The sequence below is a fragment of the Novosphingobium sp. BL-A-28-Hi1-0D genome (assembly GCF_055521755.1).
In genome coordinates this window covers 597,261-622,400 of the sequence record NZ_CM145502.1, presented here as the reverse complement: position 1 = coordinate 622,400, position 25,140 = coordinate 597,261, and the positions used below count along the sequence as shown (strand labels likewise).

General features: G+C 63.9%; 18 protein-coding genes and 1 tRNA gene. 6 read left to right on the top strand and 13 right to left on the bottom strand.

Going from position 1 to position 25,140, the window contains the following annotated elements:
- Positions 1–56: 56 nt before the first annotated feature.
- Complete coding sequence (mtgA, locus tag ACZ1JW_RS03105) at positions 57–779, top strand: monofunctional biosynthetic peptidoglycan transglycosylase (RefSeq protein WP_465141910.1); 723 nt, start codon at positions 57–59, stop codon at positions 777–779.
- A 195-nt stretch (positions 780–974) separates the two neighbouring features.
- Here mtgA and ACZ1JW_RS03100 read toward each other — a convergent pair whose 3' ends face one another.
- The 3 genes from ACZ1JW_RS03100 to ACZ1JW_RS03090 form a co-directional block, all read right to left on the bottom strand.
- The gene (locus ACZ1JW_RS03100) at positions 975–3,434 is read right to left on the bottom strand and encodes a TonB-dependent receptor (RefSeq protein ID WP_465142823.1); all 2,460 of its coding nucleotides are present in this window, start codon (positions 3,432–3,434) and stop codon (positions 975–977) included.
- A gap of 364 nt (positions 3,435–3,798) precedes the next feature.
- The gene (locus tag ACZ1JW_RS03095; RefSeq protein ID WP_465141909.1) at positions 3,799–4,608 is read right to left on the bottom strand and encodes a metallophosphoesterase family protein; all 810 of its coding nucleotides are present in this window, start codon (positions 4,606–4,608) and stop codon (positions 3,799–3,801) included.
- Between the two features lie 83 nt (positions 4,609–4,691).
- Positions 4,692–5,480: an SIMPL domain-containing protein gene (locus tag ACZ1JW_RS03090; RefSeq protein ID WP_465141908.1), complete on the bottom strand. Its 789-nt coding sequence runs from the start codon at positions 5,478–5,480 to the stop codon at positions 4,692–4,694.
- An 81-nt stretch (positions 5,481–5,561) separates the two neighbouring features.
- On the opposite strand from ACZ1JW_RS03090, the gene ACZ1JW_RS03085 reads away from it, so the two are divergent.
- The gene (locus ACZ1JW_RS03085) at positions 5,562–5,999 is read left to right on the top strand and encodes a VOC family protein (RefSeq protein WP_465141907.1); all 438 of its coding nucleotides are present in this window, start codon (positions 5,562–5,564) and stop codon (positions 5,997–5,999) included.
- Between the two features lie 423 nt (positions 6,000–6,422).
- Positions 6,423–9,098, top strand: a complete 2,676-nt coding sequence (locus ACZ1JW_RS03080; protein WP_465141906.1) for a TonB-dependent receptor — start codon at positions 6,423–6,425, stop codon at positions 9,096–9,098.
- A gap of 225 nt (positions 9,099–9,323) precedes the next feature.
- Here the strand turns inward: ACZ1JW_RS03080 and ACZ1JW_RS03075 are convergent, their stop codons facing one another.
- The 9 genes from ACZ1JW_RS03075 to peaA form a co-directional block, all read right to left on the bottom strand.
- Complete coding sequence (locus ACZ1JW_RS03075; protein ID WP_465141905.1) at positions 9,324–11,351, bottom strand: tetratricopeptide repeat-containing sulfotransferase family protein; 2,028 nt, start codon at positions 11,349–11,351, stop codon at positions 9,324–9,326.
- A 10-nt stretch (positions 11,352–11,361) separates the two neighbouring features.
- On the bottom strand, positions 11,362–11,838 hold the full coding sequence (locus ACZ1JW_RS03070) for a S8/S53 family peptidase (RefSeq protein WP_465141904.1): 477 nt from the start codon (positions 11,836–11,838) through the stop codon (positions 11,362–11,364).
- 36 nt (positions 11,839–11,874) lie between these two features.
- Positions 11,875–12,045: a hypothetical protein gene (locus tag ACZ1JW_RS03065; protein ID WP_465141903.1), complete on the bottom strand. Its 171-nt coding sequence runs from the start codon at positions 12,043–12,045 to the stop codon at positions 11,875–11,877.
- Positions 12,038–13,735, bottom strand: a complete 1,698-nt coding sequence (locus tag ACZ1JW_RS03060; protein ID WP_465141902.1) for an ABC transporter ATP-binding protein — start codon at positions 13,733–13,735, stop codon at positions 12,038–12,040. The genes ACZ1JW_RS03065 and ACZ1JW_RS03060 overlap by 8 nt, the downstream gene beginning before the upstream one ends.
- On the bottom strand, positions 13,732–14,385 hold the full coding sequence (locus tag ACZ1JW_RS03055) for a hypothetical protein (RefSeq protein ID WP_465141901.1): 654 nt from the start codon (positions 14,383–14,385) through the stop codon (positions 13,732–13,734). The genes ACZ1JW_RS03060 and ACZ1JW_RS03055 overlap by 4 nt, the downstream gene beginning before the upstream one ends.
- A gap of 356 nt (positions 14,386–14,741) precedes the next feature.
- Positions 14,742–15,830: a YncE family protein gene (locus ACZ1JW_RS03050; RefSeq protein ID WP_465141900.1), complete on the bottom strand. Its 1,089-nt coding sequence runs from the start codon at positions 15,828–15,830 to the stop codon at positions 14,742–14,744.
- A 59-nt stretch (positions 15,831–15,889) separates the two neighbouring features.
- On the bottom strand, positions 15,890–16,216 hold the full coding sequence (gene qhpC, locus ACZ1JW_RS03045; protein WP_144902617.1) for a quinohemoprotein amine dehydrogenase subunit gamma: 327 nt from the start codon (positions 16,214–16,216) through the stop codon (positions 15,890–15,892).
- Positions 16,213–17,667, bottom strand: a complete 1,455-nt coding sequence (gene peaB, locus ACZ1JW_RS03040) for a quinohemoprotein amine dehydrogenase maturation protein (protein ID WP_465141899.1) — start codon at positions 17,665–17,667, stop codon at positions 16,213–16,215. Before peaB ends, qhpC begins: the two co-directional genes overlap by 4 nt.
- Positions 17,664–19,460 carry a quinohemoprotein amine dehydrogenase subunit alpha gene (peaA, locus tag ACZ1JW_RS03035; protein WP_465141898.1) on the bottom strand — a complete coding sequence of 599 codons (1,797 nt, stop codon included), beginning with the start codon at positions 19,458–19,460 and terminating at the stop codon, positions 17,664–17,666. Before peaA ends, peaB begins: the two co-directional genes overlap by 4 nt.
- A 295-nt stretch (positions 19,461–19,755) precedes the next feature.
- Between peaA and ACZ1JW_RS03030 the strand changes: the two genes are divergently transcribed.
- Positions 19,756–19,829 (top strand) — tRNA-Gly (locus ACZ1JW_RS03030).
- A gap of 218 nt (positions 19,830–20,047) precedes the next feature.
- On the opposite strand, the gene ACZ1JW_RS03025 is transcribed toward ACZ1JW_RS03030, so the two are convergent.
- The gene (locus ACZ1JW_RS03025; RefSeq protein ID WP_465124932.1) at positions 20,048–21,085 is read right to left on the bottom strand and encodes a LacI family DNA-binding transcriptional regulator; all 1,038 of its coding nucleotides are present in this window, start codon (positions 21,083–21,085) and stop codon (positions 20,048–20,050) included.
- Positions 21,086–21,412: 327 nt separating this feature from the next.
- Here ACZ1JW_RS03025 and ACZ1JW_RS03020 point away from each other — a divergent pair, with 327 nt between their 5' ends.
- Positions 21,413–23,581, top strand: coding sequence for a beta-glucosidase (locus tag ACZ1JW_RS03020; RefSeq protein WP_465141897.1), 2,169 nt, complete (start codon positions 21,413–21,415; stop codon positions 23,579–23,581).
- Between the two features lie 4 nt (positions 23,582–23,585).
- Positions 23,586–25,109: a carboxylesterase/lipase family protein gene (locus ACZ1JW_RS03015; RefSeq protein WP_465141896.1), complete on the top strand. Its 1,524-nt coding sequence runs from the start codon at positions 23,586–23,588 to the stop codon at positions 25,107–25,109.
- Positions 25,110–25,140 lie beyond the last annotated feature (31 nt).

Sequence of the window (25,140 nt, the reverse complement as noted above, 5' to 3'; positions counted from 1 at the left end):
GCCTGCTCGTCGAAGGCGTTGCCAGACCGGCTCCGAGTTGGATAGGCTTTGTGCCTATGCTCGATGAACTCAAGAACGCTCGCCGTCCCGCAGCCACCAAGCCTGGCCCGCTGCGCCGGTTCGGCTGGCTCGTCGCCCGGCTTGTCGCCGCTTTCCTGATCATCTCGGTGGTGCAGGTGGTGATCTACAAGTTCGTGCCGGTGCCGACCACGCTGACGATGCTGATGGACGAGCACCCGGTGACGAAGGACTGGACCCCGCTCTCCGAGATCGACCGCGACATGGTTGCCGCTGCGATCTCGGGCGAGGACGGCAAGTTCTGCATCCACAACGGGTTCGATCACGAAGCGATCATGAACGCCTTCCGCCGCAATGCCAAAGGCGGACGCATCCGGGGCGGTTCGACGATCAGCCAGCAGACCGCCAAGAACGTGTTCCTGTGGCAGGGCGGCGGCTATGTCCGGAAAGGTCTGGAGGCCTGGTACACCGTCCTGATCGAGACGATCTGGGGCAAGCGCCGGATCATGGAAGTCTATCTCAACGTCGCCGAGACCGGCATCGGCACCTATGGCGTCGAGGCCGGGGCCCAGCGCTACTACGGCAAGAGCGCGCGCCAGCTTTCAGCGGTGGAAGCAGCGCGCATCGCGGCAGTGCTGCCGCTTCCCAAGAAGCGCGAAGTCAACGGCGCGGGCGGGTTTACGCGGCGGCATGGCAACGCCATCGCGCGGCGCGTGGGGGTGGTCAAGAACGAGGCGCTGGATTCGTGCGTTTACGATTGAGGGCGGGCTGAGCTTGTGCGGTCCGTTCCGGTGGTGAACGGACGTCTGGTTTCAGCGGATTTGCAAAATAGCGAGAATGGCCGGGATGGGGTGATGGGCTGCCATCGGGTTCAGCGCCACCAAACCGGCGTGAAACGAAAAAACGCGGGGTGAGTTGCCTCACCCCGCGCCAATTCATTCAACCGTGAACGCTTGTCAGAAGCCGACGCTGATCGAGCCGATCACCGTGCGCGGGGCGCCGATCTGGGCGAAGGGCACGCTGCTGGTCGAGGTTGCGGTGCCGCTGAAGCCGCCGACATAGACTTCGTCGAACACGTTGAGGACGTTCAGCTGGAAGAACGTCTTGTCGTTCAGGCCGAGGAACTCGAGGCTGACCTTGGCGTCGAGATCGACCAGCGTGTAGGCCGGGGTCTTGTTCGGATAGACCACCGAGCCGCTGACCGTGATCGGCAGGTTCTGGTCGTTGACGAAGCGTGGACCCGTGCGCTTGGCCTGGACGCCGAGCGAGACCGGGCCGATTTCACCCTGGGCGCGGGCACCGAAGGTATAGACCGGTGCACCGCCCTCACGCTTGCCGGCGGTCTGGGCGAAGACCGGAGTGGTGACGCCACCCGAGGTCGTCTCGCCTACGACCACGTTGTTCTTGATCTTCGACTTCAGGTACGAGCCGAACAGGTAGAGGCTGAACTGGTCGATCGGCATGAACGAGATCGAGCCGTCGATGCCGTACTTGTCGACGCGGCCGAGATTGCGATAGATCGTCGCGTCGAGATCCACGTCGTAGGCCGAGGCCAGGCGGTTGTTGTAGATCGTCCACCAGCCCGAAGCCTGCGCCTGCACGCGGCCCGAACGGACACGGAAGCCGAGGTCGAAGTTGTGCGACTGTTCGGGGCGAGGCTTGGCCTCGGCGCGATCCGGCGCATAGAAGAACGACTGGTAGAGATTGTCGGTGCCCGGCACCTGCAGGCCTTGCGAGTAGTTGCCGAACACGCTGGCGTTGCCGCCGACCTGATAGGTGAAGCCGACGTTCGGCAGCAGCTTCTTGTAGTTGAAGATGCGCTGCTGCGGCCCCTGGAAGGTTGTCGCCGTATCATAGGCCGTGTTGGCAGCGTCGGTGCCGAAGCACGAGACGTTGCCGGTGCCCGAGGTGGTGAAGCAGTAGTTCGTCAGGTTGCGGCGGAAGAACGGAAGGCGCAGGCCGACCGTGGTGGTCAGATCGCCGAAAGTGCCGCGATATTCGCCCGAAACCTGATGCAGGATCGCATAGGACAGGCGGTTGCGCTTCTGCAGGACAGAGCCATCCTTGCCGGTCAGCGAGTTGTCGACCGGGAAGTAGTCGGCGCCGAAACCGTTCTGGGCGAGAAGGCCGGTCTCGCCGGTCTGGCGGTGACGGCCGCGGTCGTACGAGTACGACAGGCGGACCACGTTGTTCTCGTCAATGTCATAGCGCAGCGACGAAATCACGCCCAGGCGCCAGGTCTGGGTCTGGCTCGGGGTGTGCAGGCGGACCTGATCGAGGATGTCGCCGTCGCCATTCAGATCGACGCCGCCGAAGTACGGGGTCGAGCCGATGTAACCGGTGTAGGTCGTGCCCGACAGGGTGTAGACGCCTTCGCGCGCCACTGCCGTGCCGCCGCCGTTGGCCTTGGTGTACTGGATGCTCGGATCGACGGTCAGGACCAGCCCGTCAGCCAGCGTGAAGCGCGAGTTGATGCGGATGTTGCCGGTGTCCGAGGGGTTGAAGCGGTAGTCAAACGCCGAACCGCAGCTGCTTGCCGCGTCGGCAACGCCGGTCACGCCAGCGGGCACGGTGCAGCGCGCGGTCACGATGTCACGCTCGGCCTTGGTATCGGGGAAGGTATCGCTGCGCAGGTTGACCGAACCGAAGAAGTTGTTGCGGTTGCGGTTGTAGTGCGCGGCAAGCGAGATGAAGTCGCCATTGTCGCCCAGCGGCTGGAAGATGCGGGCGTTGACCTGCTTCTTGTTGATCTCGCCGATGCCGCCGAAGATGGTGTCGTTGGTGGCAGAGCTGGCGGCGATGAACGCGCGCAGGCCCGAGGCATTGAGGTTGCCGGTGTCGACCGAGCCGAACACGCGCATGAAATCGAAGCGGCCGGCCGAACCGACCATGCGCACGCCGAAGTCCTCGGTCGGCTTGCGGGTGCGGTAGTTCACGGTCGAACCGGTGGCGGCGGCGGTCGGGCTGTCGACGTCGGTCGAGCCGAGGTTGACGTTTACCTGCTCGATCAGCTCGGGATCAAGCTGCTGGTTCGAGTAGAGCGCGTAGTTGCCGGTGTCGTTCAGCGGCAGGCCGTCGAAGGTCTGCGAGATGCGGCTGGAATCGAAGCCGCGGATGGTCAGCGTGCCGCCGGCCGAACCGAACGGGTCGTTGTTCTGGAAGCTGACGCCGGGGACCAGGTTGATGATGTCGTTGATCGACTGGCCGGGGGCCTGGCGGCTGATGATTGCCTGGTCGAGCACCTGCTTGGCGCGGGTGGTATTGGGCGTTTCGACGCCTGCGACCGATTTGGCGACGGTGCCTGTCACGACGATGGTCTGTTCGAAATCGACCGTACCGGTGGACTGGGCGTGGGCGGCATCGGCAAGCGCGACGCTGCCGAGCGCGATGGTCGAGGCTGCGACCAGGAACTTCATCTGCATTTTCTGACCCCGTTTGATGCGCTTTTCGGGCGCTGGTTGTGGCGCGGTTTTCCGGCCCGTTGCTTCGGGCCTTGTGCTTCGGCCAGTGCGGGAATCATCCCATGCGCCGAGCCGTCGCGAGCGGCCTTAACCGCCCTCGCCAGCCACCAAAACCGGTGTCAGGTGACACTATAATGACGGTGCTACGACCGTGCGACAATCACTGCTGCGGACGCGAAACAGAATTGCTTCTGCGGCGGCGCGAGATATGTTCTGTTACGACAGGGTGTTGATCAGAGACACTTTTATAAATCCGTGGCAGGTCTGCCACAGTCAGGAAAAATGTTGCACTGCAACCAGATGGGCCACGAAAGCAGCGTCAGGCCGCCTCGCGTTCCTCCGGCGTGCTGAGGGCCGAAAGGAACCAGCGCTCCTCTCCTTCGAGGCCCAGTGCAGTCAGGCGTCCGGTGGCATAGGCGCCGGTATCGATGCCGATGCGGTTGTGGCGCTGATCGGGCTCATCAGTGATCGAATGGCCGTGAACGACCATCAGGCCATGGGACTGCGGGTCATCCAGAAACTCGCGGCGAATCCAGCGCAAGTCGGAGACCATCTGTTCCTCCAGCGACACGCCCGGGCGGATTCCAGCGTGAACGAACAGATAGTCGCCGATCACGATCTGGTCCTCCATTTCGCGCATGAAGGCGAGATGCTCTTGCGGCACGAGCTGCAGTGCCCGTTCGCGCAGCTCGTCGATCTTGCCGCTGCTGTATTCGTCGAACGTGAGGCCGTAACTGTACAGCGTCTCCTTGCCGCCGTGACGCAGGAAGTGGCGCAGGATGTCCTCGTTCTCGAGGCCGCTGAGCAGCATTTCCTCGTGGTTTCCGGCAAGCACGCGGATCTTGGACGTGCGGCGCAATTCGATCGCGCGATCGACCACGCCACGGCTTGCAGGCCCACGGTCGATCAGGTCGCCCAGAAGCACAAGCCAGGTGTCCGCAGGACCGCGTGCCGCATCGTCCTCAGCGATCTGGGCGAGCAGGCGCTCGAACAGGTCGAGCCGACCGTGGATGTCACCGATGGCATAGACGCGCTGCCCATCGGGAATGCGTGCCGGAAAAGTGCTGAAGTCCTCGGCGACATCAGCCGGTCTTGCGGTTGAAAACAGGGAGCGAAGCTTGCTGAACATGGACCCCTCTTGACCATCGGATATGGCTTCGGGTCTTCGCATTTGCAACAGCCTTCGCCCCCTCCTCGCCAAGGGGAGACGGATCAGCGCAAGTAGAAGTCGATCGTCGTCACCACGCGCACCTTCTTGTAAGGCGTGTCCGAGACGCCCCAGCCACCGCCGTCGCCATCGCGTGCGGTGATCTCGAAGTAGCCCTGGCTGGCGGTCTTTATGCCATCTACCGAGGCACCGCTGTCATGCGCGAACTGTTCGGCGGCGGCGCGCGCGTCCTTGGTGGCGGCCGCGACCATCTCGGGCTTGATCGCGTTGAGGCGGGTGAAGGTATAGGCCATGCCCGATCCTTCCTCGAGCATGACCCCGCACCGGACCAGATCGAACTGGCGCTTCACCGCCTTCTGCGCACGGGCGATGTCGGTGGTGCGCAAGGTCATGCGCTGTCGCACCGAGAAGCTGACCACGCCGTCGTTGGTCATGGTCTGGACGTTGACGCCTGTCGGCTGCAGCGCCTCGGCCGGAAAGCCGAGTTCCGCAAAGAAGGCACGGATCGACTGGCTGTCGCGGTCGACGCTGGCCTGAGCGCTGGCAAGGTCGGGCGCGGTGGCGGAATAGGCGAGCGTCCAGGTGGCAAGGTCGGCGGTCACTTCGCGCTCGGCCAGGCCGCGTACGGTCACCGAGCGGTCGGCAACCTTGGCGCGGCGGAAGCCGTCGCCGATGAACCAGCCGCCGAGGATCAATCCTGCGGCGATGATCGAGACAGGCATGATGGAGGAGGGCATGATGGATGAGGGCAGGAGCGCCGTTCCACCCCGCGACAGGAACCTGCGCGCATGTCCTTGGGTTTCGGTTGCATCGTCGCTATCTTCGCCACTCATCGTCATCTCCCCGGCTCACGTGCCTTGCGATGAATTGTGCAATTCTATCGATGAACCGATTTTGAACGGAAAGCGCTCCCCGTGACGAAATTCCTCCATACCATGATCCGCGTAACCGATCCTGACGCAACGATTGCCTTTTTCGAACTGGTCGGCCTCAAGGAAGTGCGCCGCTTCTCCAGCGAGCAGGGCCGCTTCACCCTGATCTTCCTTGCCGCGCCCGGCGAAGAAGGCGTGGCCGAGGTGGAACTGACGTACAACTGGCCGCCTGAGGACGGCTCGCCTGCAGAAAGCTATGCCGGCGGGCGCAACTTCGGCCACCTCGCCTACCGCGTCGACAACATCTACGAGGTTTGTCAGCGCATCATGGACGCAGGCCATATCGTCCACCGCCCGCCGCGCGACGGGCACATGGCCTTCGTGAAGTCGCCCGACGGCATCTCGGTGGAGCTTTTGCAGGACGGCCATCTGCCGCCGCAGGAGCCCTGGGCAAGCATGCCCAATACCGGCACCTGGTAGCCCGGTTTCATAGCTAACTCGTGCAAGCGGCGTCCGGAGCGATCCGGGCGCTGCTTTTTCGTGTCGCGTCAATGGGTTTTGCGGTGCGACCTAAAAAGGGTGCTGCACCTGCCCAAAAGGGCGTTGACTCCATGTTGCCCTGCAGCATTATCAATCCCGGACAGGCGTCATGAAATGGCCAAAAGGCCGCGCCGGTTGAAGGGGTATTGCTGACAACCTGCAGTCTGCCGCGCCGATGCGGCGGGGCCGAAGACGCTTCTGTCTCCGGCAAGGGGACGGCTTTGCCTGCTCAAACTGGACCGCCCGCGCAGCGGTCCGCGCCATGTTGCGGTGCAGCGTGGTGTGACGCGCGACGGAATTGGGGATGGATGCACGGGAGAAGCGCAAGGGCCGGTAGGCCAGTCATAACAGGGGGTTGACCAGATGAAGAAGCAGTTCGGACTCAAATCGAAAGCCATGAGGGCTTTGGGCGTATCGACAATCCTCTCGACCATGGTTCTGCCCACGGTGGCGCGCGCCGCCGACGAGCCGCAGGAGGCCATGGCGCCCGCTGCCGAACCGCAGGCGGCTGAAGAGCAAGGTCTGGGCGAAATCGTGGTGACCGCCACGCGTTCGGCAACCTCGATCCAGAAGGTTCCGATCTCGATGCAGGCCTTGAGCGCAGACGTGCTCGGCCAGCGCCAGGTCAAGGGCCTGACAGACTTCGCCTCGCTGCTTCCCTCGGTCACTTTCGCCGGCATCGGGCCGGGCCGCAACACGCCCTACTTCCGTGGCATCGTGCCTGCAGGCGGCGGCCGTGAATCGGTCGGCTACTACATCGACGACATTCCGATCACCGGCACCGGCCTGCCCGACATCATGGCCTATGACCTCGAGCGCATCGAAGCGCTTTCGGGTCCGCAGGGCACGCTCTATGGCGCAGGTTCGCTGGCGGGCACGATCCGCTTCATCACGAAGAAGCCCACCCTCGACAAGTTCGAGTTCGGCTACGATGCCGAAGTCAACAAGTACGGCAAGGGCGATTTCGGCGGCCAGTACCAGACCTACATCAACATTCCGATCGCCGACAATCTCGCGGTTCGTGCGATGGGCTTCTACCGCCGCGATGGTGGTTACATCGACAACACGCCGAACAACGGCAAGTTCAACGATGGCCGCCCCTCGGTGCTGACGCTTGGTGACAACAACCCGAACACGAACTTCACGCTCGACAATTCGGCGATCGCGCAGGACGATTACAATACCATCGAAGGCTATGGTGGCCGTATCCAGGTACTGTGGCAGCCGTTCGACGGCTGGGACATCATGCCCCAGATCACCGCTCAGAAGCAGATCGCCAATGGCTACTTCGGCTTCGACCCGCGCGTCGGCGATCTCGAGGTTCACGACTACGACAAGACCAGCCAGAACGACAAGTTCTACCAGGCCGCGCTCAGCATCCATGGGCACATCGGCGATTTCGATCTGGTCTCGGCTACGGGCTACTACCAGCGCCAGATCCGGCTGCTCAACGACTACACCTATTATACCGTGACCTATGATGGTTTCGGACCGGGCTACGAAAACTACCTGCAGTTCTTCAGCAAGAACGGCTGCACCGGCTCGGGCGCATCGCTCAAGTGCAACAGCCTGATCAACCCGACGCAGTTCTACAGCGGCCTGCGCAACGAAAAGAAGTTCACGCAGGAAGTGCGTCTGACCACGCCGAAGTCCTGGCCCTTCGACGTCACGATAGGTGGCTTCCTCCACCATCAGACCAATGACATCAACAACGACTACGGCATCCACGGCCTTGCCGATATCGTCGGCTACACCAGGTCGGGCGGTGGCGACAGCAACCCGGCAGGCTTCGGCATTCCGGTAAGCCAGGGCGGCACCATGGTACTCGGCTCGCCCGCGGTGAAGCGCGATGCCTTCTACCTGACCGAACAGACCAACCACTGGAAGGACTACGCGGTCTTTGCCGAAGGGCATTACAACATCACGCCCGAGCTGAAGCTGACCGGCGGGATTCGCTACTTCTGGACCCGTTATGACGTGACCGGGTTCGCGGGCGTTGCGGCCTCGGCCCAGAATGCGCCCTCGATCTATCTGCCGACCGGCTCGGTAGGCTGCCCGTTGCCACTTCCGGCCGAACGCCTGCAGTGCCGCAACATCAACCGTCTCGATCCGCTCAGCATCGGTCGCTATCGCGAGCAGGGTGAGACGCACAAGGTTGCGCTGAACTGGCAGTTCCAGCCCGACAAGATGATCTACGCAAACTACTCGACTGGCTTCCGTCCGGGCGGGTACAACCGTCCCTTGCGCATCCGCGCAACCGCGACGCTTCCGGGCGTGGTGGTGGCCGCCCCGCCGTTCAAGTCGGAAGAGCTGACCAACTTCGAACTCGGCTTCAAGGGCACTTGGAACAACATGTTCCGCCTCAACGCCGCAATCTATCTCGAGAAGTGGAACAACATCCAGTACGGCGTGGTCGTCGCAGGCGCCCAGGGGGCAGGTTACACCGGCAATGCGGGCAAGGCCGAAGTCAGGGGCATCGAGTACGACGCGGACCTGAAGCTCGGCAAGGTCACGATCTCGACCTCGGGTGCGTTCAACGATGGCAAGCTGAAGGGCGACTTCTGCAACTTCGTCGCGGACCGTCAGGCGCTGACCATCACGCAGCTCGCCACTTGCGCTGTCGGCACGCCGGTTCCGGGCACCAATGGCCAGACCTCGTCGGTCGCCGCCATCGACGGTACCCGCCTGCCGCGCCAGCCGAAGTTCAAGGGCACCACGTCGGTGCGCTATGACGGTGACTGGGGCGACAAGGACTTCTACGTCCAAGGTGCGGCGCTCTATCAGACCGGCGCGACACAGGACCTCAACGTCGACCAGAACGCGCTCTACGGAAACACCCCCGGCTTCGTCAGCTTCGACTTTTCGGCCGGGATCAAGACCGACAGCTGGACGCTCGACGTGTTCCTCCAGAACGCCTTCGACAAGCGCGGCCAGCTTACCAAAAACACCTTCTGCTCGATCGACTTCTGCGCGGACTCTGCGCGCACATTCATGATCAAGCCGCAGTTCTTCGGCATCCGGTGGGGCCAGAAGTACTGAGTCTTTCAAGACGTTACCCTGCGTAAAGGCAACTCGAGACCCCACGGGAAACCGTGGGGTCTTTTTTGTGTGACGAGCGGTGGAGGCGGGGACTATCGATGGATCAAGCGTCATGGGCCCCGGCCTTCGCCGGGGCGACGGTTCCATGATTGGTGGCACTAAAAGCCATCGTCGCCCCGGCGAAGGCCGGGGCCATGACGTCGCTGCAAAAGCTAACCGACAGTTTCAGGCCAAAGGCGCGTCCGGATAGCTCTCCAGCACCGGCCCCAGCGCGGACTTCAACGGCCCCAGCCACGGCTCGTAAGGCTTCCAAGCCTCGAGCCCGTCCTTGAAGATCGGCTGGCGGACCTGTTCGGAACTGGCGGTGCGCACGGCGCGGTCGTTCTTGTAAAATTCGAGGCAGGCGGGATCGAAGGGCACGCCGATGTAATCGAGCAGACGCCGCACTTGGGTCTCGGTATCGGCCACCATGCGCTCATAGATCACGCGATGGACATGCCCCGGCATCTGCGCATCCCACGCCGCCATCAGTCCGACATAATCGCGGTAGTAGCGGCCGATGTCGGTGAGGTCGTAGGTGAAGGTCTGGCCGCGCGCGAAGTGCTGTTTCCAGCCGGAAAAGCAGCAGGACAGCGGATGCCGCCTGGCGTCGACGATCCTTGCATTGGGCAGGATCAGCTTGATCAGGCCGACGTGCTGCCAGTTGTTGGGCATCTTGTCGATGAACAGCGGGCGCTCGGTCTGGCGGTGGACGCGGGTGCGCTCGATGTATTCCTCGCCCAGCCGCAGCCGGTCTGCCGGGGTGAGCGAGGCGATCATCGTCGCGAAATCGGGAAACTCGCCCTCGTCGACCCGCGATTGCAGACGCGCGCCGATCATCATCATCTCGGGCAGTTCCATCGTGCCCTCGATCATGGTGTGGCTCGAGAGGATCTGCTCGACAAGTGTTGATCCCGAGCGGGGCAGGCCGACGACGAAGATCGGATCGGGGGCAGGGCATCCACCTTCACCCATCGAGGCGACAAAGGCTGCGGTGAAGGTCTGCTTCGCCGCTTCGACATCGGCTGAGAACGCGTCCGCATCATGCAGGATCATCGTCCGGCGCAGGGCATTGCCCTTGTCGTAATGCGCGAAGGAGCTTTCCGCGTTCTTCGCGTCTTCGAAGGCCTTGCCCAGCGAGAAGTGTAGATGAAACACGTCTTCCTTGCGCTCGTCCAACGCTTCGGACAGCGAGGAGAGGGCCTGCTCCATCGTGGCGATATCGTCTGCGCCCAGCTTCACCGTCTTTAGATTGGCCAGGCTCCACCACGCCTCGCCCATGGTCGGCTGGCGCGTGACGGCGGCGCGGTAAGCTTCGACGGCTTCAGGCTGTTGTCCAAGCGTTTTCAGCACATGGCCAAGGTTCTGCCACACCTGCGGCTGGTCCGGATCGCCAGCGAGCAGTTCGCGATAAAGGCCTGCTGCCCGCTCCTGATGTCCCAGCCGCACCAGTACCGAAGCGAGGATCAGCTTGTGCCCGGGCGAGGGGATAGGGGAGGACTGCAGCACCTCCGCCTGCTCCAGCGCTTCGGGCAGGCGGTTGGTCTGGAGCAGCAGGCGGATCAGGAAATCGCGCGCCAGGTCGAAGCCGGGGGCGAGGTCGACGGCCTTTTGCACGCGGGCGATCGCGGGCGTCATCTCGCCCTTGCGCCAGGCGACTTCGCCATGCAGCCTGAGTGCTGGCGGATCATCGCTCACGCTCGCAAGCCGCTCGGCGAGCATGGCATCGGCGCTGTCCAGTTCACCATCCTGCACAGCCACCGCCGCCTTGAGCAAGCCTGTGTCGCGCGACGATGCGTGCACGCCCGAGAGGTCTGCTCGCCAGGCTTCTTCTGCGCGGCCAGCCTTGCGCAACTGTCGCGCGAGGAGGAACCAGCCCCCGGCAACCGCAGGCTGCAACTGCGTCAGCGCCTGTAGAGCAGCGATAGCGCGCGGCGTGTCCTTGGCTTCCGCAGCAGCCTGTCCCAGTTCCCACAGCACTGCCGGCACGCGACCGTTGCCGCGGGCGAGAGCATCAAGCTTGGCCAGAGCCTGCTTTGTCCTGCCCATCTTGCGCAATGCGCGCGCGGCGAGGAACTCGGCGGGCGGAAATCCGGGCGCTTGCCGCAGCACGGCTTCGGCCGCCGTCAGCGCCTTGTGCGGCGCGCTAGCCAACAGCGCTTCTCCCTCGGCGAGGGCTTGCTGGGGCGAAGGCGCGCGCAATTGCTGGATCATGGGCGCAAGCCTAGTCGGCACCGGCCCTGTGCGGTGTACGCAATTCGGCGCAAGCGGCGATCGCCTCGATCCGGCTAGTCAGCCCGCGCGCCGCGATCCAGCCGGTCACCTGCGCCACGGCGAAGCTGACGCCGTAGAGGTTGCGGCGCGGTTCGACGCCGGGGATGGGGCGGGGGTAGCCCGAGGCCATGACCATGCGGCGGTCGGGGGAAAGGCGCGGGTCTCCGCGCGGGAGGTCCCAATCGAGGCCGACGCCGAGCACTTGCGGCAGGGAGCCGGGCCAGCAGGGCTGCCCCTCGGCCTCGAAGGCGGCGACGATCAGTGCGCCTTGGGCCAAGGCTTCTTCGGCCAGGAGGGCGAAGACTTCCGCGTGCTGCGGGTTGGCGGTGCCGAGGCTGAGATTGATCAGGTTGCAATCGGCCTCGAGCGCCAGCCGGATGCCTGTCGCCAATGCTCGGGCCGAAGCGCGCAGGCCATCGCGGAACACGCGGATCGGCAGGATGGCGGCCTCGGGTGCCAGCTCCTAAATCGCTGCGGTGACGGCAGTGCCGTGGCCCAGCTTGTCGAGCGCTTCGGCGGGATCGGTCAGCACCGTGCCATCGGCCAGCACCGAAAGTCCCGCCAACAGGCGCTCGGCGGTAATGTGGGGATGTGTCGGATGCACCCCGCTGTCGATCACCGCGACTTTAGCCATGCGCGGATACCTGCGGTTCCATGCGCGCCTTGCCGTTCTCCAGCCGGATCACGTGGTCGGCCATATCCGCCAGCGCAGGCTTGTGGGTGATCACGATCAGCGTGGCGTGGGGCAGGGCACGCCGGAGGCCGAGGGCGACGACGCGCTCGGTCTCTTCGTCCAGCGCAGCGGTGGGCTCGTCGAGGATCAGCACGTCGGGCTGGCGCAGCAGCGCGCGGGCTATGGCGATGCGGTGGCGTTCCCCCGCCGAGAGGGCAAGGCCGCGTTCGCCGGTGCGCGTGGCCAGACCCTCGGGCAGGCGCGTGACCAGGGCGTCGAGCCCGGCAGCGCTGGCGGCGGATGCGATCTCTTCGTCCGACGCATCCGGCCGGGCAAATGCTATGTTCTGGGCAATGCTGGCGTTGAACAGGAAAGGGGCCTGATCAACCAGCAGCACGCGTTTGCGCAGGTCTGCGATGGACAGTTCACGCAAGTCCGCGCCGTCGATGGTCACGTGGCCCGCGACGGGATCGAGGAATCGCACCAGCAGGTCTGCCAGCGTGGACTTGCCCGCGCCCGATGGCCCGATGATCGCGGTCAGCGAGCCTGCCGGGATCGCGAGGCTGACGTCCAGCAGCACCGGTTCGCGGCCATGGTGCATGGTCACGCCTTCGAGGCGGATTTCCTTTGCAACCACCGGCAGGGGCCAAGGCTTTTCCGCTTCAACCACTTCGGGCGCGGTATCGAACAGTTCGAATATCCGCGCCAGCGCCACGCGTGCCGTCGCAAGACTGGCGGTCAGGCCCATCAGCGCCTGAACCGGGGCGAGCAGGCGGCCGTGGTAGGTGATGAAGGCCACCAGCGCGCCGATGGTCATCGTCCCGTCGATGATCTGCTTGCCACCATAGAGGATCACCGCCGCGCTCGATGCGGTCACGATGGTGCCGGGAAGTGCGCCGGTCAGGAACGAGGTGGTTTGCATGCGCAGCATGGTGGCGACGAAGCCGCCGTTGGCCTTGGCAAAGCGGTCAGCTTCATGCGCCTCGGCCCCCAGCGCATTGACCGTGCGCATGCCGAGAATCGTGTCGGCGAGCAGGCTGCCGATGTCTGCCCCGCGTTCGCGCATCTGGCGGGTAAGGTCGGTCATGCGGCGCTGGAAGTGGAGGAAGCTCATGACCGCAAACGGCACCAGCACCGTTCCGACGAGGAACAGCTTCCAGTCGAGCCACAGCATCATGCCGACCGAACCGGTGAAGAACAGCACGTTGCTCAGCACCGAAAGCAGGGTATCGCCTGCCACACGTTGGACGTCCGAAACGTCGGAGTTGAGGCGCGACATCAGGTCGCCCAGCCGGAAGCTGCCGTAGAAGCGCGGAGAGAGGCGCTGGAGATGGCGCAGCAGGGCAACGCGCATATCGAACAGCATCTGTGCCGAGAGCGAGACATAGCGGTAGGAGACCAGCGCGTTGACCGCAAAGCCACCCACCGTCGCGCCCATCATCAGCGCGGCGATCTTCACCAGCATGTCCCAGTCGCGCTTCATCAGCGCCTCGTCGATCATCAGCTTGGAGATCCACGGCTGGGCGAGCGTGAGGCCGGTGGCAACGAGACTGCCGAGAAGGACGAGCACGAGGCGCGGAGCGTAAGGCTTTAGCCAAGGCCAGAGGCGCTTGTAGGTGCTCCAAGGCGCGATCTTCGGGGCCTCGCTCATGCCGCCTGCTCGTGGCGGACCAGATCGAAGCCATGGAGTGAAAAGCGCGGTTCGGGGAGCTTGGCGAGCAGCGCGGTGGTCTGTTCGTAGCCCGCCTTGGCGGCGGCGTACTGCTCGTGCCACCAGCGCCCCGCGCCGCCATTGGCGTAGAACGGCAGCGAAAGCTGGAGGTGGCGGCGCAGCGAGGCGAGCAGCAGCGAATGGTAGTGCGTGGCGAGCAGGGCAGGGGCCTCACCCCGCGCCAGCGCGCCGATCACGGCGGCGGCAAGGATGCCCTCGCGCGCGGCCTGCGCGGTGCCGTCGCCGCAGATCGGATCGAAGGCGATGGCGGCAGTGCCACAGGCCAGCCAGTCGTCTCCGGCAAGCTGCGCCAGCATTCGAGGGCTCGTGTCGAATTGCCCGCCCGTCGGCTCCAGGGTGTCAATCAGCGGTCCGATCAGCGGTGCGGTTTGGGCGAGAGCCTCGGGCGAACCGCCGACAGCCAGCAGCCACGCTCGGTCGAAGCCATCGGGGATCAGGAACAGCCAGCCTGCGTCCACCGCCTCGATCCAGCAGGTGCGGGCAGGGGCGTCGGCCTTCAGGGTGACCCGCGCGGTTGCCGAAAGCCGCTCACCAAAGCGCAGCGTTTCCCCGGAGGAGAATGGCGGCATCGCTTGCACCGCAAATTTAGCATTGAAATCATTGGATTGTTGGATGTTTCCCCGGGGAAACAAATCAAGAACAATGCCAATATCATCTTCTGAGACAACCACTGCCCCATGCGGCATGGCCACCGCCTTGGCACTCCCCCACTTCGCCACCCGCTGCTCGATCCGGGGCCTGTCCGCAAACAGCTTCGCATCACCGAACACGTCCCGCAGGAGGGCCAGCGCCGGGTCACTCAGCATAATCACCGGCACAGGACGGCGCAGGCCGGGCTCGCGGCAAAACGCGAACCCGGCCCGGTCCAGCAGGTGTGCGGCCGTAGCCACCGCGACACCCTGCCCCCTCAAGAGTGTCGCAATGGTCACTGCGTGATGATCATCCCCGCGCCGGTCGTGTCGTTGCCGAGGTCGATGGTCTTGACGTGCTGCAGAGTCTGCGCATCGTACATCTCGATGTCGTAGCTTGCACCGTAGATATAGAGCAGCTTGCCATCGCCCGAGAGGCCGAACTGGAAGCGCGTGCGGCAGGGGAATTCGGCCTTCTGCTTGACCAGGTTGGTGGTCAGGTCAAGGTGCCAGAATTCGCAGCGCTTGTTGCCGACCTTCTCCTGCGTGACGACGGTCCAGCCTTCCTTCATGTCCTTCGACACTTGCAGGCCAGCCATGCCACCGCCGACCGGGGCGGGGCCGATCGGGCGAAAGTCGAAGGTCTTTGTGGCAAGGTCAAAGCGGCCCACACCATAGACCTTGTTGCGGATGTAGGGGTCCTGCGCGGTGAACATCGAGACGTACTGATCGGGATTGCGCAGCGTCTCCACCCCGCCGCCGAAGCTCACGCCCTCGATCCCGGTCGCCTCGGGCTTGGAGAACTCCAGCCGGTCCTTGACCTTGAGCGTTGCGGTGTCGACGACGAGCACCTTGTCGCGGATCAGGAACAGCGTGGTGCCATCCTTGGACAGCATGTAGTTGCCGCGCCCCGCGCCGTTGCGCACGTCCTCGTCGGGCACGTCGGCGGTGCGCACCACGGCCTTCTTGGTGAGGTCGATCACCCCGAACATCTGCGGGCTGACGGTCCAGCGGTCTTGCAGCTTCTCGAACTTCTGGATCATCGTGTAGAAGAACTTGCCCGTGGGATCGGGCACGCCGCCGCCAAAGCGGTAGCGCACGGTCGGCGTGTTCAGGCTGAACGAATTGACCACCTTCTTCGTCGCCGTGTCGATCACCTCGATCCCGCTGGTGGTGATCGTGGAGACGTAGATCTTCTTCTGATCGTTCGAGAGGCGCATCGCGGTGGGCAGGCCTGAGGCCAGCGTGATGCGGTCCTTGATCTCGCCGGTCGCCTCGTCGACGATCAGCATCTTGTCGGGGTAGGACCCCATGAAAACGGTCGATGCGGCTGCCGGAGCGGCAGAAGCAAGCAACGACAGGACAGCGAGACCAAGTTTCTTCATGGGTCAGGTCTTCCGATGCAGTGTGGTCACAAGAGGACGGCCAGAACTGGCTGTCGGCCTCAGGGGAAGATGATGTCGAGGCTGCGCCAGTCCTTGGCCGCGGTCGCGCAATTGCTGGCCCAGTCGGGCGAGTAGTTGACGTGATCGGGGACCTGCACCGGCCAGAAGCAGGTGACGTAGCAGTCGTAGATGTCGCGCTCGGCCGGCTGGCACAGACCCGCCGTGCCGCCGCCTGCATCGACTTCCCAACCCGGCGAGAACGAGATCGAGCAGCCCATCGGCGTGTGCATCGGCTTCTGCTGGAGCGCGATGACGTCTTCTTCGGTCGAGGCGATTGTTTCCTCGATCCGCAGTGCTTTCTTGTTCAGGGGTTTCAGGTGCTTCATGACAAGCCCTTTCGTGCAGCAAAGCGTTCAAGAAATTCGGGATTGCGCTGGGCGACGGTGCCGTAGATCTTGAGGCAGGCCTCGGTCCATTCGCGGATCCAGTCGCAATAGTGCAGGTTGGCGTGGCCGGTATCGCCATAACGGACGAAGGCCTCGTGATGGCACCCGCCTGCGCAGAGCGGACGGGCCCAGCAGCTCGAGCATTCGTACTTCGCGCCAACGTGCCCGCGCGTCAGGAAGTCGGTGCGCTTTTCCTTGTCGAGCCCCGTGGTCACGTGGCCGAGCACATGCGTGTCGGCATCAGTGAAGCGGTGGCAGGGCGAAAGGTCGCCCGAGGGGCTGACGCCGACAAGGCCAAGGCCCGCGCCGCAAGGGTGCGACTTGTTGGTGCCCTGGATCAGTTCGCTGATCGTCTCCGACACGTTCGAGAAGCCGTGCATCTCGCCACGCAGGGCATAGGCCAGCCACTCGGCGGCGAGTTCGTGGAACGCGGCGACCACCGTGTCCATGCCATCGTCGTCAAGGGTGTAGGCCTGCTGGCCCGAGTCCGTGACCGGAGCGAAGCCGACTTCGTGGAAGCCGAGATCGTCCTTGAGGTGGCGGTAGATGCGGATGACGTCGGTCACGCCTTCGGTCAGCGTGACGCGGGCGGTGATCGCGCGGGTCTTGTGCCCGGCGATGAGCTTCCTGAGGCGCGGCTCCATCACCGCGTAGGACCCCTTGCCGTTCTTGTAGACGCGGCGCTTGTCCTGCAGGTCGGGCGGGCCGTCCATCGAGACGGTGACGCCGATGGCCTGATCCGAAAGGAACTGGATGATCTCGTCGGTCAGCAGCGTGGCGTTGGTCGTCAGGCTGTAGGTCATGCGCTTGCCGACCGCCGCCGCCGCTTCATTGGCGTAGAGCACCACGTCGCGCAGCAGCTTGAAGTTCATCAGCGTTTCGCCGCCGAAGAAGGTGATGTGCGGCACCTCGCGCTCACCCGAACTCTTAAGCAGGAAATCGACCGAGGTCTTGGCCGTTTCCAGCGTCATGTACTTGGGCTTGCCAGCAGGCGTGGCGATCTTGTCCGCGCCGAATTCGTAGCAGTAGGTGCAGGCCAGGTTGCACTGGTTGGTGACGTTGAGGACCAACGCCTGCAGCGGGTAGTCCTCGGGCGGAGCAGGCGGGGCCAGCGGTGCCTCGCGGATCTCGTCGGAAACGATGCCGCGTACGGCGCGCAGCTCGCGGATCAGGTCTTCGGCATCGGCGCGCGAATAGCCTTTCTCGACCAGCGCGGCGACCATCTCGCCATAGGCCATCTGCCGTTCGCCAAGCACGGCCATGACGCTGGCCGCGCCTTCGTCGAGCGCGAAGATCGCGCCTGCCGAGGCGAGATAGACGAAGCCTGCGCCGTCCGCCTCGAACAGGTGAATGTCCCCGCGGCGATACTTGGGGGCGAGGACTGTTGTCACTTGGCCACCTCCGGCTGATCCCAGCGCTTGTAGGCAGGTACCGAGACGATCATGAACGACTTGGCCTTGAGCGGCTTGCCCAGCGCATCGACCTCGGTCTTGGCGGTGGCGACGACCCAGACTTCGCCGTAGTTGTTGCGGCCCCACTTGCGCGCCGGGTTGGGTCCGTCGATAGCGGGCGTGAACAGCGCGGTCGGGCTGAGCTTGCCGACATAGTTGACGTCATCGTCGTAATAGACGGTCGGCATTTCCTCCATCGCCCAAGTCACGTCGATGGGGCCAAGCGCCACGTCGTCGGCTGTGTAGGGCTTGCCGTCGAGCCCGGCATCGAAGCCCACCGCGTCGAATTGCTGGTAGCCCGGGGCATGCTTCTCGCTGCCGCCAAGGCGGGCGAGCGCAGTGTCGGGCACGACCTTGAGGTAATCGACCTTCTTGTAGACCGGCAGGAGCGAGGCGACGACCGAGTCTCCGACCGCTACGTCATGCGCGCCAACCGTCGCATCTGCGGCGACATCGACGGTGAGCACTGCTTCGGTCGGGCTGACCGAGACGACCTTGCTGACGACCACGCCCTTGCCCAGATCAAGGTCAGAGGCCTTGAGATCTGCCGGGAAGGCATCGCCCAGCAGCTTGAGCGTCGCGCCCTTCGATCCGGCCTTGAGCGCATAGGGCCAGGTGGCGACGACGGTGGGTGAAGCCGAGGCTCGGGTCAGCTTCACGTTGAAGCCGAACTCCTTGTAGTCGCCCCAGAACCAGCGGCCTTCGGCCGACTTGCGATCGGGTGCGAACCACATCGCTTCGCGGGTTTCGTGATCCTCGGGCGCATCGGCGCGCTTGCCTTCGGGGCCGCTCGCCGAGGTTCCGCGCCAGGAGTAGCCGGTATAGACCAGACCTTTGCCCTTGCGGACGAGGGTGGAGCCATCGGCCATGGACTTGAGCGTGATCGCGGTGGTGTAGTCGTCCTCACCCGCAGCGGGCGTGACGATCATCTCGCCAACGTAGAGGCCCTTGCCGGGAAGCATGGCATTGACCAGCCACTTGCCGCCGAGCTTGGCAGACTGCTGGCGCGCCTGCCACTTGGTCCATTCGGGCGTGGCGAGCGGGGCGGTCTTGTTGATGTAGTCGAGCGCGACTTCAACCGGCAGGGGCTTGGGCGCGCCATTGGCGGGCGTGGGCTGCGTCGGGTCGTCAACTGCGCGGCGATACTGCGCGTCGGCCTGTGAATACATCGCGACGTGGAGGTTGCGCAGCAGGCTCCATTCGGCCTTCGAACGCCGCCACGACAGCGGCTGGGCAAAGGCGTGGCAGGAGGCGCAGGACTGGCGGATCGTCTCGTTGGGGATGTTCGTCTCGTTCACCATGCGGTGTTCGGGCAGATACATCACCGGCTTTGCCTCTTCGGGCGAAAGGCCGTGCGTGGCCGAGAGCGCGCGGATCACCGCCTTGGCCTCGACCGGCGTGATCGACAGGCCGTTGAGCGAGGACATGCGGTGGATCACCTGCGCCCAGCCTTCGGGCGTGGTGCGGACGTAAGAGATGCGCGAGAGGTTCCCCTTCGCATCTGCGGTATGACAGGTGCCGCACTTGGCGATGACCGTGGCGTCGGTGACGGGAATGCCTGCTTCGGTCTCGACCGGGTTTGAGGGATCGCGTGGCGGCTCCTTGGCGGCCTGTGCCAGAACAATCCCTGCAGGTAGCGCCGTGAGCGCAAGGAACTGGACGAGTCGGCTGCGCGACAGGCTACTGGCCCGGTTTGCGCTGGATCGGCGGGTAACGGTCTCGGCCACGCTCATGGTCGCAATTTCCCCCTGGAAGCTGGGCCGCACCGGCATGAGTCGATGTGGCTTCGAGAGAAGACTGGACAGATGTCAAAAGTTGGTCAACGCCTTTGTTCGCACTTGCGGGAAAAGGGTTTGACGTGCTGCTGGCGGTCCTGAGCCGACCAAGTGCGGAGACAGGATCAGGCTGCAACCGGCCGCAAGCAATACGCAGATCGCGCAAGCACGGGCCAAGACCCTGTTGACCCGCCCGCGCCCCTGTGGCAATCGCCCGCCACGCTCAAGGCCGCGCCCCATCGCGCCTGCATGGGCGGGTGTAGCTCAATGGTAGAGCAGCAGCTTCCCAAGCTGAATACGAGGGTTCGATTCCCTTCACCCGCTCCATTTTCTACTATCACCAGATCGCAAATTTCGGGTTTGCAGCTTGCCTTCGGGGAACCCTCGAGTTCTTTGTAGGTTCTCCGCGGCAAGCCGCTACGAGCGTGGTTCGATTCCCGTCACCGCTCCATTTTCCTGTCCGCGAATGCTTTGATGCGGTTCGGTAAAGCAGGGCGCGCGATGTTGGGCGCTTTAGGGCAGTGCCTTGCAGACATGGTCCGGCTTCAGCGTGGTGCCTCTGCCACGGAGTCACGCTCTACCAGCCTGAAGGGCAAGGTAATGAGCTTTTTCCTGTCACGCTCGCGGTCAAGGATCAGCTGCGCTGCGGCGTAGCCCATCTCCTCGATGGGCTGGTAGATTGTGGTCAGGTAAGGCCAGACCGAGCGTGCGACCCAGCTGTCGTCGAAGCCGCAGACAGAGACGTCGCGTGGCACAGCAAGGCCGCTTCGTGAACAGGCAACCATCAGCCCCGCTGCACAGTCGTCATTTGTGGCAAAGATTGCCGTCGGGCGCGGATTGGCCTTGAGCAGTTCCGTGCCGGCCTCGATCCCACCTTCGAATTCAAAGCGGCCGTTGGCTTCGACTACCGGATCCGTTGCGCCCAGTTCCTCAAGTGCCTGCAGGAAACCCTTGCGCCTGAAGTGCGAGGCACCGTGAGATTCCGGCCCGGTCACCAGTCCGAAACGGCGATGCCCGAGAGACCAGAAGTGTCTGGCCACAACGCCCGCGGCGGCGAAGTCGTCCATGACGACGCCAGGGGCTCGATTCGGGTCTATGTCGGGCGCGATGCGCACGTAATCGACACCTTCGCGATCAAAGAAATCGAGCACGATATGGTTGTCGGTCAACGGGGGGGTCAGTACGAAGCCGTCGCAGCGACTGTTGCGCAGGATCGCGGCGAGAGAGGCTTCCAGCCCGGCCTTGGGCTGTGTCGAATCGATCTGGTCGATCCGCAAGTGATACTGGCCTTCGCTGCAGGCGCGGTAGACGCCGGTCTGCACCTTCATCGTGTAGTTCGGGCTGGGATTGTCGATCAGCAGGCCAATGATGAACGTGCGCGACCCGGCGAGCGAGCGGGCCGCCATGTCAGGGACGTAATCAAGCGCCGCGATGGCGGCATCGACTTTTGTCCGCAGCTTCTGGGATACGTGAGGCTCGCGATTGATGACGCGCGATACGCTCTTGAGGGATACTCCGGCCAGGCGCGCCACGTCTTCCATTGTCGCGTGAGCGCCGCTGCGCCGTTTCGATGTGTTGTCCATATTCCTTATATGAACGTTTCCACGGCAGGTTGCCAACACCCTCTTCAAACATGAGGGCGCGATCTTGACAGCGTTATCAATCGGGCGCAGAAACTCGTTGGAAGCGCAAGGAAATCATGACGCACCAGTGGGCGACAAGAGGTTGACGGCTGAAACGCGCTTCGCGCCACCAAGCAATTTCAAGCACGTCCGCGATGCGTCCTTCCCATTGGACCAGCAAGTGGATGCGAACCTTGGCTTGCCTTCGAGAGACCCGTAGCAATCTGATTTCAGGATAGAAATGTAATGAAAGTTCGCAGCAGACTGGCCTTGGGCGTGGCTGGGTTGATGGCTTTGTCCTTCGGGAGCGCTCAAGCCGAGCAGGCACCTGCGATCGATCTTGCGAAGAGCGTTGCTCGCGCAGACGCTGTGGCAAAGCAGATGTCCGGGGATGAAAAGACCGTGCTCACACACGGCATCATGCCACTGCCGTTCTTGCCCGGCATTGTCCTGCCCGAAGGATCGGTCCCCGGCGCGGGGTTTATTCCGGGCATCCCCCGCCTTGGCATTCCCGCATTGACCGAGACAGATGCCTCGCTTGGGGTCAGTTGGGTCGGCGGCCTGCGCAAGGATGGCGCGACGGCGCTGCCGTCGGGCCTCGCGCAAGCTGCATCGTGGAGTCCTGACGTACTTTATCGTGGTGGCGCGATGATCGGATCCGAAGCGCGGGCCAAGGGCTTCAATGTGCTCCTGGCAGGCGGCGTCAATCTCATGCGCGATCCCCGCAATGGCCGCACTTTCGAATACCTTGCCGAAGATCCTCTCCTTTCTGGCGAACTTGTCGCGGCGGCCATCCGGGGTGTCCAGTCGAACGGCATCATTTCCACGATCAAGCATTTCGCGCTCAACGGCCAAGAGACTGGTCGCAAGTATGTCGACGTGAAGATTGCCGAAGGTGCCGCGCGAGAGAGCGATCTGCTCGCTTTCCAGATCGGCATCGAAAAGGGACAGCCCGGATCGGTGATGTGCGCCTATAACCGGGTGCACGGCGAACAGGCCTGCGCCAGCGACTGGCTGCTCAACAAGGTGCTCAAGCAGTCGTGGGGTTACAAAGGCTTCGTCATGTCCGACTGGGGCGCTGTCCCGGGTGTGGAAGCGGCACTTGGCGGGCTGGACCAGCAGTCCGGCGAGCAATTGGACAAGGCCGTGTTCTTCGGAGATGTGCTCAAGGCCAAGGCTGCGTCAGACCCCGCTTACGCCGCGCGCCTCCACGACATGAACCGGCGCGTGCTGACCGCGATCTATGCGGCGGGGCTGGACAGGAACCCCACCAAGCCCGGGGGCAAGATCGACTTTGCCGCCAACGCGCTCATTGCCGAGGAAACGGCCAAGCAGGGCATCGTGCTGTTGAAGAACAACGGCGTGCTGCCGCTTGCCAAGTCGGCCAAGTCGATTGCGGTGATTGGCGGTTACGCCGACAGCGGCGTGCTTGCAGGATCGGGCTCGAGCCTCGTGCACGACGAGAAGGGGCCTGCGGCGACGCGGTCGCTCGGCGGTGACAGTCCGTTCTCTGCGCTCATGCAGCAGAGCTATCACCGGTCGGCTCCGCTTGCGGCCATCAAGGCCGCAGCTCCCGGGGCTGCCGTGACTTTCCGCGACGGTCGCTACATCGCCGATGCGGTGGAGAAGGCCAAGCAAGCCGAAGTGGCGATTGTCTTTGCCACGGAATGGCGGAGCGAAGGTCTCGACCAGCCTGACCTGTCTCTACCGGACGGGCAGGATGCGCTGATTGCGGCCGTAGCTGCTGCAAACCCCAATACGATCGTCGTGCTCGAAACCGGTGGCCCCGTGGCGATGCCCTGGCTGGACAAGGTCGCAGGCGTCGTCGAGGCATGGTACCCCGGTGCGCGTGGGGGTCCCGCGATCGCATCCGTCCTGTTTGGCGATACCAATCCTGGCGGCCGTTTGCCGGTGACGTTTCCTGCCAGCCTTGGGCAGCTGCCTCGTCCGATGCTCGATGGCGCCGACTGGGTCGAGCCGAATTTCTCCGGGGATGCAGAGCCGGGCAAGGACCAGCTTCATTCGGACTATGACATCGAAGGTTCGGACGTCGGTTACCGCTGGTTCGCGCGGAAAGGGCAGAAGGTGCTGTTTCCGTTTGGATATGGCCTAAGCTACACGAGCTTTTCGGCAGGAGACCTCAAGGTTTCAGGGCTCAGCGCGAGCTTCACCATCACGAATACAGGCAAGATCAAGGGCGACGATGTGGGCCAGCTCTATCTCGTAAGCAGGGCGGGAGAAGGCAGGCAGCGGCTCGTCGGCTTCAAGCGGGTCACGCTCGAACCGGGCGCGTCGCAGAAGGTGACTGTGACCATCGATCCACGCCTTCTTGCGGACTGGAAAGATGGTGGCTGGACGATGCCGGCAGGCGAATATGGCTTTGCCCTTGGAAAGAATGCGGAGGATCTTGGTCCCGTGATCAAGGTGAAGATGCCGCACAAGACGTGGAAGGATTGACCTGATGAAAAAGCTGGCATGGCTGCTCGCAGCAAGCGCTGCGCTGTTGCCGACACTCTCGGAAGCCCAGACGGCACAGACCACTGCAGGTAACGTGAAGGGGAGCACGGCTGGCACGGTGTCCAGCTTCCTGGGCATTCCTTATGCTGCGCCGCCGGTGGGAGAGAACCGCTGGCGCGCACCACAGCCGGTGCCTGCTTGGAACGACCTGCGAGACGCGACGGCCTATGCGCCGGACTGTGCCCAGGCTCCTTTTCCTCCCGATGCTGCGCCGATCCGCACGACGCCTTCCGAAGATTGCCTCTATCTCAACGTCTGGAAACCGGCGACGGCAAAGGCAGGTGCTGCGCTACCGGTGATGGTCTTTGTTCATGGTGGCGGCTTCGTGAACGGTGGATCATCGCCCGCCATCTACTCCGGCGAGAATTTTGCCCGCGACGGCGTGGTCTTCGTCAGCATCAACTATCGCCTTGGACGCTTCGGCTTCTTTGCCCATCCGGGGCTGGCCGCCGAGGGCTTTGGTGGCAACTTCGGCTATCTTGACCAGATCGCGGCGCTGCAGTGGGTGAAGGCCAACATTGCCAAGTTCGGCGGCGATCCGGGCAATGTCACAGTCTTTGGCGAAAGCGCAGGAGGCATGTCGATGCACATGCTGCTGCAATCGCCCATGGCGCGAGGCCTGTTTCACAAGGTCATCATCGAAAGCGGCGGCGGTCGCGAACGCGCGCTGCCAATGCCGACGATCGCACAGTCGGCGGCTGCTGGTGTTGCCTTTGCGCCCGGCCTCGATGCTGCCGCCCTGCGTGCGCTTCCGGCAGAGAAGGTCACAGGTGACCTTTCGATGATGACCATGGACAAGCCGGGCTATGCCGGACCGATGTTCGATGGCAGGACGATCCTTGGCTCTGGCGTCGATGGTGCTGCTGCCGGGATCTACGCACAGGTTCCGGTCATGGTCGGTGCCAATTCGGCCGATGGCTTTCCCCGCTCGACGGACAAGGACGTCATATTCGGGGCTTTTGGCCCGAACGAAAAGGAGGCACGCGCCTTGCACGATCCTGACGGCAAGGCGGGGGGGCTCGCGGTGGGCGTATCGACGTCGGCCGATGCCATGTTCATTGAGCCGGCGCGCGCAGTGGCGAGGGCGCTTGCTCCGCGACAGCCGACCTATCTCTTCCGCTTCGGCTACGCCCGACCCGAGTTCGCGGCGATGGGGGGCGCGCCGCATGCCAGCGAGCTTCCCTATGTCTTCGATACGGTGGACGTTCGCGGAAATGCGGGCGGAATGATCAAGGACCCGCGCCCGCTGCCGGATGAGATCAAGGTGGCGAAGCTGACGCATCGGTACTGGGTGTCATTCGCCCGTACCGGCCGTCCGGACGGAGAGATCGGCGTGCCCGCGTGGCCTGCGGCTACGGCGGATGACAGCAAGGTCCAGCTGATCGATGGAAGCGGCGCGGCGCATGTGTCCGATCCGCTCACGGCGCGCCTGGACTTTGCGGAACGGCTGGCGACTGCAAAGCGCTGATAGTTGCAAGGTTGGCCCCTCGCGCCTCCAG

Bases quoted from the DNA above. Each gene is read 5' to 3' on its own strand.
- mtgA (WP_465141910.1), top strand. From the start codon at position 57: ATGCTCGATGAACTCAAGAACGCTCGCCGTCCCGCAGCCACCAAGCCT.
- ACZ1JW_RS03100 (WP_465142823.1), bottom strand. From the start codon at position 3,434: ATGAAGTTCCTGGTCGCAGCCTCGACCATCGCGCTCGGCAGCGTCGCG.
- ACZ1JW_RS03095 (WP_465141909.1), bottom strand. From the start codon at position 4,608: ATGTTCAGCAAGCTTCGCTCCCTGTTTTCAACCGCAAGACCGGCTGAT.
- ACZ1JW_RS03090 (WP_465141908.1), bottom strand. From the start codon at position 5,480: ATGAGTGGCGAAGATAGCGACGATGCAACCGAAACCCAAGGACATGCG.
- ACZ1JW_RS03080 (WP_465141906.1), top strand. From the start codon at position 6,423: ATGAAGAAGCAGTTCGGACTCAAATCGAAAGCCATGAGGGCTTTGGGC.
- ACZ1JW_RS03075 (WP_465141905.1), bottom strand. From the start codon at position 11,351: ATGATCCAGCAATTGCGCGCGCCTTCGCCCCAGCAAGCCCTCGCCGAG.
- ACZ1JW_RS03065 (WP_465141903.1), bottom strand. From the start codon at position 12,045: ATGGCTAAAGTCGCGGTGATCGACAGCGGGGTGCATCCGACACATCCC.
- ACZ1JW_RS03060 (WP_465141902.1), bottom strand. From the start codon at position 13,735: ATGAGCGAGGCCCCGAAGATCGCGCCTTGGAGCACCTACAAGCGCCTC.
- ACZ1JW_RS03055 (WP_465141901.1), bottom strand. From the start codon at position 14,385: ATGCCGCCATTCTCCTCCGGGGAAACGCTGCGCTTTGGTGAGCGGCTT.
- ACZ1JW_RS03050 (WP_465141900.1), bottom strand. From the start codon at position 15,830: ATGAAGAAACTTGGTCTCGCTGTCCTGTCGTTGCTTGCTTCTGCCGCT.
- qhpC (WP_144902617.1), bottom strand. From the start codon at position 16,216: ATGAAGCACCTGAAACCCCTGAACAAGAAAGCACTGCGGATCGAGGAA.
- peaA (WP_465141898.1), bottom strand. From the start codon at position 19,460: ATGAGCGTGGCCGAGACCGTTACCCGCCGATCCAGCGCAAACCGGGCC.
- ACZ1JW_RS03025 (WP_465124932.1), bottom strand. From the start codon at position 21,085: ATGGACAACACATCGAAACGGCGCAGCGGCGCTCACGCGACAATGGAA.
- ACZ1JW_RS03020 (WP_465141897.1), top strand. From the start codon at position 21,413: ATGGCTTTGTCCTTCGGGAGCGCTCAAGCCGAGCAGGCACCTGCGATC.
- ACZ1JW_RS03015 (WP_465141896.1), top strand. From the start codon at position 23,586: ATGAAAAAGCTGGCATGGCTGCTCGCAGCAAGCGCTGCGCTGTTGCCG.